12 protein-coding genes and 2 pseudogenes are annotated in these 11,417 nt (G+C 40.9%); 13 read left to right on the plus strand and 1 reads right to left on the minus strand.

The features are described from left to right. Positions 1 to 309 precede the first annotated feature (309 nt). The 7 genes and pseudogenes from HOP45_RS20215 to HOP45_RS20245 all read left to right on the plus strand — a co-directional run bounded on the left by HOP45_RS20215 (position 310) and on the right by HOP45_RS20245 (position 5,532). A complete protein-coding gene (locus HOP45_RS20215; protein ID WP_181351287.1) occupies positions 310 to 1,593 on the plus strand; it encodes an Nramp family divalent metal transporter in 1,284 nt (427 codons plus the stop codon). Between the two features lie 180 nt (positions 1,594 to 1,773). Next, positions 1,774 to 2,268, plus strand: coding sequence for a DinB family protein (locus tag HOP45_RS20220; RefSeq protein ID WP_181351288.1), 495 nt, complete (start codon positions 1,774 to 1,776; stop codon positions 2,266 to 2,268). A gap of 108 nt (positions 2,269 to 2,376) precedes the next feature. Next, positions 2,377 to 2,883, plus strand: coding sequence for a hypothetical protein (locus HOP45_RS20225; RefSeq protein ID WP_181351289.1), 507 nt, complete (start codon positions 2,377 to 2,379; stop codon positions 2,881 to 2,883). After that, a complete protein-coding gene (locus HOP45_RS21085; protein ID WP_370458077.1) occupies positions 2,883 to 3,059 on the plus strand; it encodes a CPBP family glutamic-type intramembrane protease in 177 nt (58 codons plus the stop codon). The genes HOP45_RS20225 and HOP45_RS21085 overlap by 1 nt, the downstream gene beginning before the upstream one ends. 261 nt (positions 3,060 to 3,320) lie before the next feature. Beyond that, positions 3,321 to 3,860: pseudogene (locus tag HOP45_RS20235) on the plus strand (sigma-70 family RNA polymerase sigma factor). Next, positions 3,860 to 4,273: a PadR family transcriptional regulator gene (locus HOP45_RS20240; RefSeq protein ID WP_181351290.1), complete on the plus strand. Its 414-nt coding sequence runs from the start codon at positions 3,860 to 3,862 to the stop codon at positions 4,271 to 4,273. Before HOP45_RS20235 ends, HOP45_RS20240 begins: the two are co-directional and overlap by 1 nt. Further along, positions 4,270 to 5,532, plus strand: a complete 1,263-nt coding sequence (locus HOP45_RS20245; RefSeq protein ID WP_181351291.1) for an FtsW/RodA/SpoVE family cell cycle protein — start codon at positions 4,270 to 4,272, stop codon at positions 5,530 to 5,532. The genes HOP45_RS20240 and HOP45_RS20245 overlap by 4 nt, the downstream gene beginning before the upstream one ends. Positions 5,533 to 5,657: 125 nt before the next feature. On the opposite strand, the gene HOP45_RS20250 is transcribed toward HOP45_RS20245, so the two are convergent. Continuing rightward, a complete protein-coding gene (locus tag HOP45_RS20250; RefSeq protein WP_181351292.1) occupies positions 5,658 to 6,014 on the minus strand; it encodes a hypothetical protein in 357 nt (118 codons plus the stop codon). A 347-nt stretch (positions 6,015 to 6,361) separates the two neighbouring features. Here HOP45_RS20250 and HOP45_RS20255 point away from each other — a divergent pair, with 347 nt between their 5' ends. From HOP45_RS20255 to rsgA, 6 genes and pseudogenes are all read left to right on the plus strand, one after another. Continuing rightward, positions 6,362 to 6,796 carry an Rrf2 family transcriptional regulator gene (locus tag HOP45_RS20255; protein ID WP_181351293.1) on the plus strand — a complete coding sequence of 145 codons (435 nt, stop codon included), beginning with the start codon at positions 6,362 to 6,364 and terminating at the stop codon, positions 6,794 to 6,796. Between the two features lie 15 nt (positions 6,797 to 6,811). Next, positions 6,812 to 6,949, plus strand: a pseudogene (locus HOP45_RS20850) (NAD(P)/FAD-dependent oxidoreductase); the annotation flags it as partial. A gap of 96 nt (positions 6,950 to 7,045) precedes the next feature. Continuing rightward, complete coding sequence (locus HOP45_RS20260) at positions 7,046 to 7,633, plus strand: class I SAM-dependent methyltransferase (RefSeq protein ID WP_181351294.1); 588 nt, start codon at positions 7,046 to 7,048, stop codon at positions 7,631 to 7,633. Between the two features lie 213 nt (positions 7,634 to 7,846). Then, positions 7,847 to 8,905 carry an ArsR/SmtB family transcription factor gene (locus HOP45_RS20265; protein ID WP_181351295.1) on the plus strand — a complete coding sequence of 353 codons (1,059 nt, stop codon included), beginning with the start codon at positions 7,847 to 7,849 and terminating at the stop codon, positions 8,903 to 8,905. Beyond that, positions 8,902 to 10,128 (plus strand): MFS transporter, encoded by a 1,227-nt coding sequence (locus tag HOP45_RS20270; RefSeq protein ID WP_181351296.1) that lies wholly within the window; start codon positions 8,902 to 8,904, stop codon positions 10,126 to 10,128. The genes HOP45_RS20265 and HOP45_RS20270 overlap by 4 nt, the downstream gene beginning before the upstream one ends. 165 nt (positions 10,129 to 10,293) lie before the next feature. After that, on the plus strand, positions 10,294 to 11,316 hold the full coding sequence (rsgA, locus tag HOP45_RS20275; protein ID WP_181351297.1) for a ribosome small subunit-dependent GTPase A: 1,023 nt from the start codon (positions 10,294 to 10,296) through the stop codon (positions 11,314 to 11,316). The last annotated feature ends 101 nt before the right edge of the window (positions 11,317 to 11,417 follow it).

Genomic DNA, 11,417 nt, shown 5'->3' on the forward strand with positions numbered 1-11,417 from the left:
TTATTTTATTTTTCAACTACGGGTCCGTTAGATAGAGAGATATTAGAATATATCTATCATTTTGAGGAATGCCTGACAGAAGATATTTGGAATTATATGGAAAGACAATGCTAAAAAAATTTTATGAAAAGTACCTGCCTTTGAATCGATGAGGGGAGGTACTTTTTTAGTGGATTTTCTGCAATCGTTCCCATTATTCGATGCTAAAGTCGGAATTTTTCGAAAAGCATTGTAATGGAATTGAAAACCATTCTATAATGAATATGCAAAAATATACATAATTTACTATTTATAAGGAGGTGCTTTTGGATGGGAGTAAAAGCAACAGAGCAAGACTTTCAAGGACAGCATCCAGCTGTAAAAACACCACCCACGACGTTCACCGGAAAACTGAAAACTGTTGGTCCTGGATTTGTAACCGCTGCAACAGGTGTAGGGACAGGCGATTTAATTGCTGCCTTAGTTGCAGGGGTTAGTTTTGGGACGACATTGATATGGGCAATCATTATTGGTGCTGTTTTTAAATTCTTTTTCACAGAAGGGATGGGCCGCTGGCAGTTAGCGACTGGCCGGACGATCCTTGAAGGGTTTCATTCTTTAGGGAAGTGGGCGACAGGTTATTTTGGCGTTTATTCGATTCTCTGGGGGTTGAGTTACGGAGCGGCCGCAATGTCGACGAGTGCAATTATGATGGTGACGATGTTTCCGATTATGCCGCTTTGGGCCTGGGCGATCGTTCATGGTCTTGCAGGACTCTTGCTTGTCTTAACAGGAAGATACAAACTATTTGAGCGCGTCATGACGGTGATGATTGGTGTCATGTTTATTACGGTCGTTGGATCAGCTATCATCCTTTTTCCTAATATCGGAAACATTCTGAGTGGATTTGTGCCTCGAACGGGCGACGGCTCTCTTTTACTAGTTCTGGGACTTTTAGGCGGCGTAGGTGGTACGATCACCATGGCTTCTTATGGCTACTGGATTCGTGAAAATCAGTGGGAAGGACGAAAATGGCTGCCGATGATGAAACTGGATTCTGCAGTCGGCTATATCATTACAGCTATTTTTACGGTTTCTCTCTTAGTCATCGGGGCAGAATTTTTATATGGGACGGGCATTGAAATTAATGGCGAGGAAGGGCTTGTCACGCTTTCAAATATGTTTAGTGATCAGTTTGGAGAAGTCGCTCGCTGGATGTTTTTGATCGGTGCCTGGTGTGCTGCCTTTTCTTCCCTTTTAGGAGTATGGAACGGTGTCCCTTATTTATTTGCTGATTTTGTACGGATGGTACGAAAGAAGAAGGATCATGTGGTCACAGACAAGGATCCATTTTACAGAGCCTATCTTCTCTGGCTGACGTTCCCGCCAATGATTTTGCTGTTTACAGGTAAGCCTGTGTTTCTCGTGATTTTGTACGGGGCTCTCGGTGCCTTGTTTATGCCTTTTCTCGCCCTTGCATTGATGTGGCTGTTGAATTCTAATCGTGTCGATAAGCCACTGAGAAATGGCTGGATCGCGAATACGGTGCTGGCTGGATGTGTGTTAGTTTTTGGGTATTTAGGGATCACGGAATTGATCAATATGATGAAATAAATGGAATATATTTTTGGAGATTTTAAAGAATTCTTACATATTCCATATTCATTTAACTCATTTTCGGGGCTACATATATTTATGAACGGCATTTCTCCAAGAAGGAGAAATGCTTTTTTTATGGAAGTACTTACCACTGGGGTAATCTATTAAATGGAATGAAATTGGAGGGAATAGAAAATGGATGAAAAGACACTTTTGTTACAACAATGGGCAAGCTGCTTAGATGAACAAGACTGGTTCCCACCACTTGAAAAAGTACTAGAGGACATCACTTTTGAACAGGCAATTTGGAAACCAGCTGATGGGCAAATGAATTCAATTTGGGAATTAGTTTGTCATTTGCTTTTCTATGAAAAGAGATATCTGATGCGTTTTCTTGGTGAAACAGCGGATGAACCCCAGGCAGAAAATAACGAATCTACATTTCGATTACCAACTGAAACGGTAGATAATTGGAAGGAAACAAAACAAGAGTACTTTTATGTTCATCGTGAACTTGAAAAAATACTAGCAGAATCAGATCATGAGGACTTATATAGACAGATCCCGAAAGAAGAGTATCCATTGGTGCTTGAAATGAAGAGTTTAGCAATGCACGATGCATACCATATTGGGCAAATTGTATTCCTTTGTAAAATGCAAGGAGCTTGGCCAAAGAAACGTAGCTTTTAAAAATGCTTCATTAGCTTTACAGTTATTCCATATTGGGGGCGTTGATCTAAATTAATTAGGGGACATAGATCAATTTTACTAACTTACAATAATAGTGAGGTGCATACCATGATTATGCGTCTAGCAATATGGTTTTCCATTATAATAGGTGGGTTTATTCTTTTCATAATTACGCAAATTCCTTTTCAAATGGGTTTATGGGGTGGGTATGATGGTGCTGGTTTAACTATTATAGGAGTGCTACAAGCTTTAATGGTGATCCCATTATTATACCTTGGTTTAAGCTATTTAAGGATGAGCTTTAAAAAAATAGGTTTAACAACAAAGAAATGGAAAAGTGATAGTTTATTGGGGGCAGCTGTAGCAATTGGATGGGCAATGGTGCAATTTATTTGGATCATCCCAAGTACAGGCGGGGCTTCCCGAGAAGATATATCTGAGGTACTAATTATGCTTGATTCTAATTGGGAGAATATATTGTGGTATTTACCTTTGGGGATTATCGGAGGAGGAATAGTTGAAGAGTTGTACAACCGTGGTTTTCTTATTGGCGCATTGGCGGGTATTTTTAACGACTCCAAATTCGCCCTTTATATAGCTTCCGTTTTTCTATAATATTTTTTGCAGCGGGGCATTTACCTAGGGATCTTGTAGAATGGATTGATCTAATTGTTCCAAGCACCGCTTATACTGTACTTTATTTATACACTAAAAGATTAACCGCATCTATGGTCGCTCATGGATTATGGAATACACTAGTGGCCATTTTAGTCATAATCATATATTCATAGCTGGTAAAGGGTATGAAATTGACTAGTGCCCTTTGGTTTGGTCATTGCCAGCCAAATTATAGTATTGTATATTTTTAGCACTAACAACTTTGGTGTCTTCAATCGAAGCTATAGGCTTATTTCCACAGAGAGCAAGAAAATAAAAAATTACGTACCTTGTTTTTGGTTCTTCGATTATTCAATACGAGTAATCGATCTTTTTTTATATTTCCTAAAACGAATTCCCGTTTAGAATCGTTAAATAAAGCAGGAGGGTTGAAAATGGAAGAGTCGATCGAGAAGTTTATGGAAGTTCAAGATAAAGAAGGAGCGATTCAAGAGATCATGGATACTTATGGCCAGTCTGTTCTCCAACTGGTCTATTCATATGTGAAGAATAAAGCGGTCGCAGAGGATCTAACTCAGGAAATTTTCATGAAGTGCTTTAAGAACTTACATAAATATAATGGCAAGTCGAAAATTAGGACATGGATATGGACCATTGCGATTAACCATAGCAAAGACTATCTGAGGAGCTGGTATAACCGTAAAGTTGTTCTTTCTGAAGAAAAGGTTATGCGTGTTAAACACAATCATTTGAGTACAGAGGAAGAAGTTATGCAAGATTACGTAGACAAATAGCTGGTGGCGTCCATTATGGATTTGCCTGAGAAATATCGAGAGGTGATCTACCTTTACTATTACGAAGAAATGACGACAAAAGAGATGGCCAAGATCTTAAAAATGAATGAGAATACGATAAAAAGCCGTTTGAAAAGGGCGAAAGCTATTTTAAAAGAACAATTAGGAGGGAGTCTGTAATGGAAAATAGGCTGAAGAAATTAAAACGATCTATGGACAAGCTTGAATTTCACAACCTTAAATTTGACGAAAACCTTAGGCAGAACATACAGAAAAACCTCGAACATGAAAATGAGGGAGAAGAAGATGTCTTGCTGTCTATCTTCCAGCTATTGGTCCAGGAGAAAACAGGCTTCACTTTGTCTAAACATTTGAGATCAAGGGGAATTGTGAGGTTTGACGATTGCGAAGGGCATTTGTATACCACACTTCATCGTTTGGAGCAAAAGGGATATACTCTTTCCCAGTGGAAAGATGACGGAGGGAAGTATTATAGTCTGACGAAAAAAGGTCACAGGCTATTAAAGAAGTATGAACTCTCCCCCAAAAATCTGTCTGGCCTACGCCCTTTAACCGAGGTGCTGGAATCATGAGAATGGATCAAAACCATTATATTGAGCATGTAAAGCAGTTTATTAAGAATAAAGAAGTTAAACAAGTGGTTTCTAAGGAATTGAACTTTCATATCGAACAGGAGAAACAAAGACTTGCTCAAAATGGATCATCCTCTGAGGAAAAAGTTGAAGAAGAAGCAGTCAAACGGATGGGAAACCCCATTGAAGTAGGAAAGCATTTTAATCAGTTGTACCGCCCCAAAACAGACTGGTGGATGATCATCCTTTTATTGATGAGTGTGGGGATCAGTTTTCTCCCGGTCCTTGTTTTCAATCAGGAGATGGGTTATCTTCTCGAAAATAAATTCGTGTACACCTTCATGGGAATTGGCATAGCTGCAGCTTTCTTCTTCTTGGATTATCGAAAGTTACAGAAATGGGGCGGGGTCTTTTATGGAGCAGGGTTGTTAGGATTGTATTATCTCATCCATAGTCCCTTTTCGTACGTGGTGGGGCAACCGGTCTTACAGTTCGGGCCGTTTTCCATTAGAGGGATTTACTTTATACCACTTTTTCTTCTTGGATTTTCCTCTTTCTTTTCTAGCCCAAAAGCAAAGCTATGGATTGGTCTATTAATGTTATCGGCCCCTTTTTATCTTTATTTAAACACGGGCGATTTTATTTCGATGGGGATTCTTATCGTAATGTTTTTTTCAATGGCCTGGTCTATTAACCTAAACTTAAAAGGATTAGTGGGTCTCATAGGGGGAAGTAGTGCTGCTATAGCTTTATATTTATGGACTGCGCCAATTAAAGATTATCAGCTCGCTAGGCTATTTTCATTCTTGCGCCCTAAAGACTATCCTGATTCTCAAGGGTACATCTATCTGCGGGTTCAAAAAATGCTTTCTGAAACACAATGGTTCGGCCAATCGGGGAACCTTGAAAATCTTCCATCAGGGCATACAGATTTTGTGTTGGTTAGCTTAACATACAACTATGGCTGGGTCATTTCCATCATCACCATCATTTTTCTCTTATTATTGATGGCGCGACTGGTAGTTGTGAATCTAAAGATAAACGACAGGTTTGGAAAATTGCTCATTACGGGGGGAGTAGTTTTTTATTCGGTTCCATTACTCTATCATTTATTCATGTCCTTTGGCTTGCTGCCATTTATGGCATTTTCTCTGCCATTCTTAAGTTACGGATTTCATCCTATGGTTTTACATGCGGTGTTGTTTGGTCTGGTTCTAAGTGTGTACAGAAAAAAGGATATTGTTGGAGCGGTGTCATAGCATCATTCATTGTACTGAGGGGCAGCGCAACTTAATAGTTCACTCTGTAATGCAAACGATGTGGAATGAGAACACGTAGCAGGTTAACGGAGTAAAATTGTAGAAGCATATAACTGAATAGAAAATCAAGGAGGACTTTTTTTGAGCAAATTCAGTTTGTTTAATAAGTTTACGGTACAAGAAGGCGAACGTGACACAATGGTAGATATTTTGTTAGAGGCAGCAGAATCAATGGAGAATCTGGATGAATGTGAGGTACCATTAGTTTTTGCAAATGCTTGTAGATCTTCCACTTCCCAATCATTCGTTTCTGCCCAGGCTTGAAGGTTAGCTTTTGTAACGGTTTCTCCTTCATCAATGGCCGTCTCTACTTTTGTTTGGAGATCGACACTGGTGTTTGCATCTTCGGCTGCAGAAACACTTCCTACACCTGCCATTCCAATCGATATGGCCATTCCTGTAGCTGCTAGAGTTTTTAACATGGTAAATCTCCTCCTTAAAATATTTTCACTTAGCTTTCGAGTAAAAAGGATCAATAGATCAATACATTTCAATGATCGGGATGAAAGTATTAGAGATTGTAAATTTGTGAGATCTTTTTGCAACTATTTATAATTAAAGTAATAGAGGGTAACCGTTAATGTAGTAAATGTCTCGAGATTTAGGGTCTACCGAGTTTTCATTGACCTTTGGCCTAGGTCTACTACCAGTTCAAAAAGTTACAGTAGAGCATCTACATTGACGGAATTAAAGCGGCAGGCTAAAATAGTAATTAATTACAGATAATAAAAGTCTATAATATCTATATTAAAATTGAAGGAGGGCAACCATGAAATACTCAAAAGCCACTAACTACGCATTACACACAATGGTATATTTAATTACATTGCCAAAAGGACGTACCATTGGGATGCAAAGCTTGGCAGAAATACAAGACCTTTCTCCAACCTATCTATCCAAGATATTAACAAAGCTTGCTAAAGGTGGGTTAATTGAATCAACTCCAGGGGTCAAAGGAGGTTATAAGGTTTCTAAATCGAGAGATGACATTTCATTTTTAGATGTCATCAAAACAGTGGAAGGGGAGACCAACTTATTTCATTGCTCCATTGAACATAATCAAAATAAAGGGTGCATGATTGAAAACGTTATGATTCAAGCTGAGGAGAACATGAAAGAAGAACTTGCTAACACGTTTCTCATCGATCTTGCGGATCAGGTAGATGAAAACAGTAGAAGTCTCATAAAAGGAAAAGCAAATTAAGGGAGATGACCGAATATGATGGTGGATTGTGCTGTAATTGGAGGAGGACCTGCTGGCCTGAATGCTTCTTTAGTGCTTGGCAGATCTAGAAGAAATACAATTTTATTTGATGATGATAAACCTAGAAATGCAGTAACCAATAAATCACATGGCTGCCGCGGAAGGAAGCAAAGCAGCAATAGGAGTCAATGCAGCTTTAGTTGAATAAAGCGCATAAAAAAGTCTCTATAAACGAAAAGGAGAGTTGGAATGGAAAAAAATAATCATCACCATCACGCACATAACCATAGAAAAAAGGTCGAATACTTGGACAGTGCTGAGAGAAGAGCGCAGTTTTCACCTGAAAGTCTTTTATCGTTATTTCCAATTGAACGTACGGACACTATTTTAGATGTAGGTGCAGGAACAGGTTTTTTAACTATACCGGCCGCTAAGAAAACAGACGGGATGGTTTATGCCTTAGATATCGACCCCAATATACTGGAAATGACTAAATCCAAGGCCCAGAATGAACAGCTTGAGAATGTCCAGACCATTGAAAGAGAATTGAAGGACCTCTCTGTAGATAACAATTCAATTGATATTGTATTGGCATCATTAGTTCTACATGAAATCAACGCATTATCCGAGACCATACAAATGATTCACGAAGTTCTTAAAGTAAATGGATACTTTGCATGTATTGAATTAGAAGCTATGGAAGATGAAGATCCTAATCATCCTAGAATATCCGCAGCACATATGGAGCAGGTATTAAATGATGCAGGATTTAATGTTACAAAAAAGCTTTACCCCACTGAATCGGTTTATGTTTTAATTGCTCAAAAACACGTGTAAGTCGAAATTTTATTGCATAATTATAGATATTAAAGGTCTTTTAAATATCTAATAGAACGGATACTTTATATTATAGCTGCACGCCAGGTAGTATTGTTTTAACTCCTCTGTTCTGCCTTTCTTTATAAGAAAGGCTGATTTTTTTGAATATTAATTCTAAATTAATTGAATATTAAATCCTATAAATATAGAATAAAGATAGGAGGTGTTAGTATGGATGTATTTTCAACAAGTCATAAAGCAAGAGAAACGTATAGCGTGGAATTAAAGCATTCTCTATTATGGGAAGCGGCTCTCGGGATCGCGGCCCTGACAAACAGTGCGCTCATCGATACGCTTGAACTGTCCAAACAACGGCGCGAGGGTATGATGCAGTCAATGTCTCAGGATATGCTGAAGCATCTTGATGACGTGCACACGTACAATACGTGGAAAACATTGCTGCAACTATTACATCAGGAAGATTTTGAAGATCTTGCTTCTTTTACGTCATATGTGAAGAAGCTCTCCGCTAGTGAACTACGGCACATCGCGATTCCTTATCTTGGGCGTCATAATGAAGAGCTCCGTCATCAGGCAGCGCAAGGATCAAAAGAGGCCGTTAAACAATTGCAGCTCTATACGAAGGATAACCCTTTCTTTCCCGCGTATATCGAGTTCGTCAGTGATGTTGAGATTAAATGGTTAAAAGGTCATCTTATTGAGGTGATGGCGGGCTGGCTGACGGCGGTTATCGAACCTGAGCAATCGATGCTACAATCGATTCTCACAAGAGATGTTGAAGCTAAAGCAGCAATGAAACAGAAACTTACACCTGAACAATTTGTCGAGTGGGCGACGAACGGCATTCAATACCGGCCAGAACCCAGCGTTCACCAGGTTTTGCTTATTCCACAATCAATTTACCGGCCTTGGAATGTTGAGGCTGATTTAGAAGGTGTGAAAGTATTTTATTATCCTGTAGCAAATGAAAGTATTCATCCGGAAAACCGGTATATGCCTGATGCAATGCTCGTTCAAAAATATAAAGCGCTCGGTGATGAGAACCGGTTAATCATGTTGAAAATGCTTAAAGAACGCAGCCTTTCGCTCCAAGAATTGACGCAGAAAATGGAAATGGGCAAGACGACTGTCCATCATCATTTGAAGCTGTTGAAATCTGCCCGACTCGTCACGTCTGATGGAGCCAAGTATATCGTGAACGGGGCGGCTTTACGTTCATTGACGTCAGAGCTTGACCATTATTTAGGCGTTAATGGGGGTGAGTTATGAGAGCAGAAGCTACCCGCGTTGAACAGGAGGACAAACTGCCGGCATTCCAACGAAACTACCCTGCTTTTCGTTTCATGGGCGGCAATTTGGTGTCCTTTTTCGGAGATCAATTGTATCTATTAGCCATTCCGTTGATTGTTTTAGCTCTAACCGGGTCTCCGCTAAGTATGGGGATTGTGGCTGCGCTAGAAAGACTGCCTATTCTGATTCAACCGTTCACAGGGGTGTTGGCCGATCGGTTTAACCGTAAGAGAATCCTTTTGATATGCGATGCTGGGCGGGGGATCGTGATTGGAGGAACGGGATTACTCTATTTGCTCGATGCTCTAGTAATCTGGGAAATTTACATTGCTGCGTTTATAGCCGGTATGTTGACCCAAGTGTATAACACCTCCCAATTCGCTTCTATTCCGCAATTGGTGCAGAAACAGGATTTTCAGCTGGTGAACTCTATTAATAGTGGCATGCTAAATTTGGCTGTTTTTATCGGCCCTGGCCTTGGAGGCATATTGATCAGTTTCTACAATCCAGGGTGGGCACTCGTCATCAATAGTGTCACTTTCCTGATCGGATTTATAACCGTCTTAAGCTTGAATGTTGATCACAAACGATCAACGCGTAAAGGCATGAAAATGGGGCGTGAGATTAAAGAGGGATTTGATTTTGTCATCAAGCATAAGCCAATTCTGTTTACGAATATTGCGATGCTTTTTTCTATTTTTGGCACAACTCTGTTTCTCACGATGATGATTGTGCATCTTAAGACAGCTGTTGAGTTGGATGCTGCCCAAATTGGATGGCTGTTATCGGTGGGAGGCGTTGGGGCTATTGGCGGCTCGTTAACGACGAATTTGTTGAAAAAATATGTTTCGTACCGTATGATCCTCTTCTCAGCAGGCGTTACAGGTGGCATCTCCATCATACTCTTCAGCATGTCGGATACATATATATGGCTAGTGGCGATGAATGCTGTAGGCACGATAGCTGCTGCTGTCATGAGTCCGTGTATTGTTACGATTCGTCAAAACTTAAGTCCTGCGCATTTACTGGGACGCGTGCAAGCGACCAGCCGGTTTATGACGTGGCTGCTCATGCCTGTAGCTGCCTTCGTGTCAGGGATACTGGCGGAGTATATTGGAACGTCAGCGACTATTATGATTGGAGGAAGTATAGCGACGGCTGCCTCCGTCATATATTTGCATGCGTCATTAAAAATGGTTTAAAAAAAGAACGCGGACTGGCGTTTTCTGGTATAATAAACATACTAATTCAAGAGGAGTTGATGTGTTATGGCAAATCTATTTCGATCCTTCAATAAGCAATTCCAATCATCAAATGGAGGGCACATTAACTCGTAAAGATGTCCTCCGACTAAGAGGAGGAATTCGGTGAACGGATTTAACAGTCAGGATTTTTTTAACGAGCAAGTCAATGAAACAGAGCTTATCGGGCGCATTACTCGGGCAGCCCAGGAAATCTACACCATTCAGACAGATACAGCTAGTTATCAAGCGACAGTATCAGGTAAACTTCGTCATGAGGCAGCGTCCACAAGTATATGGCCTGCTGTTGGAGATTGGGTCGTCTATCAACCTCATGATGGGGATAAAGCTCAAATCCAGCGGGTTTTGCAACGGCGCACCGTTTTATCACGCAGGGCAGCTGGACCAGGCATTGACGAACAAGTGATAGCCGCTAACGTCGATACGGTATTCATCGTGAGTACACTGACGAAAGAGTTCAACGTTCAGCGCATCGAGCGCTACGTCATGCAAGTGTATGAAAGCGGGGCGAAGCCGGTAATTGTATGTACAAAGCGGGATTTATGCGAGGATGTCATGGATAAACAAGCGCAAATTGAAAGGCATGCTCCCGGTGTCCCTATTTATCTCGTCAATAACATGGACGGCAGTGGCATTGAAGAATTGCAGAACGAACTGCATGAAAGGGACACAATATCCTTGATCGGATCTTCAGGCGTTGGGAAATCGACCCTCATGAATCGGCTGATAGGAGAGGACATTCAGGTCACCAACGAGGTGAGAGAAAAAGACGAACGCGGCCTTCATACCACCACGCATCGTGAGCTGTTTGCCCTTCCCAATGGCACATACGTCATTGATACGCCGGGCATGCGGGAGCTGCAGCTATGGGGCGACGCCACTCACGTGGACACCACCTTCTCAGATATTGACGAGTTGAGTGAACAGTGTAAATTCCGTGATTGCCAGCATCACCAGGAACCCGGTTGCGCGGTTATCGCAGCCATTGAAGCAGGCGAACTTACGTCTGAACGGTTAAAAAACTATCAAAAAATGCTCCGGGAAGTTGAACGGCTAGACCTCAAAAATAAATACGGGACGCATCGCGCTAACCGGATTTTGCACAGTCCGCGTGCCCGGAAGTCGTGATTTTTAATTGAAGAGCAGACCAAATCGCATACGACTTGGTCTGCTCTTTATGTGTGCCCGGCATGGGCATAAACTATAGGGTTCAAGTCCCGAACGGCGAA

The organism is Thalassobacillus sp. CUG 92003 (assembly GCF_013618635.1).
Taxonomy (GTDB): Bacteria; Bacillota; Bacilli; order Bacillales; family Halobacillaceae; genus CUG-92003.

Bases quoted from the DNA above. Each gene is read 5' to 3' on its own strand.
- HOP45_RS20215 (WP_181351287.1), top strand. From the start codon at position 310: ATGGGAGTAAAAGCAACAGAGCAAGACTTTCAAGGACAGCATCCAGCT.
- HOP45_RS20220 (WP_181351288.1), top strand. From the start codon at position 1,774: ATGGATGAAAAGACACTTTTGTTACAACAATGGGCAAGCTGCTTAGAT.
- HOP45_RS20225 (WP_181351289.1), top strand. From the start codon at position 2,377: ATGATTATGCGTCTAGCAATATGGTTTTCCATTATAATAGGTGGGTTT.
- HOP45_RS20240 (WP_181351290.1), top strand. From the start codon at position 3,860: ATGGAAAATAGGCTGAAGAAATTAAAACGATCTATGGACAAGCTTGAA.
- HOP45_RS20245 (WP_181351291.1), top strand. From the start codon at position 4,270: ATGAGAATGGATCAAAACCATTATATTGAGCATGTAAAGCAGTTTATT.
- HOP45_RS20250 (WP_181351292.1), bottom strand. From the start codon at position 6,014: ATGTTAAAAACTCTAGCAGCTACAGGAATGGCCATATCGATTGGAATG.
- HOP45_RS20255 (WP_181351293.1), top strand. From the start codon at position 6,362: ATGAAATACTCAAAAGCCACTAACTACGCATTACACACAATGGTATAT.
- HOP45_RS20260 (WP_181351294.1), top strand. From the start codon at position 7,046: ATGGAAAAAAATAATCATCACCATCACGCACATAACCATAGAAAAAAG.
- HOP45_RS20265 (WP_181351295.1), top strand. From the start codon at position 7,847: ATGGATGTATTTTCAACAAGTCATAAAGCAAGAGAAACGTATAGCGTG.
- HOP45_RS20270 (WP_181351296.1), top strand. From the start codon at position 8,902: ATGAGAGCAGAAGCTACCCGCGTTGAACAGGAGGACAAACTGCCGGCA.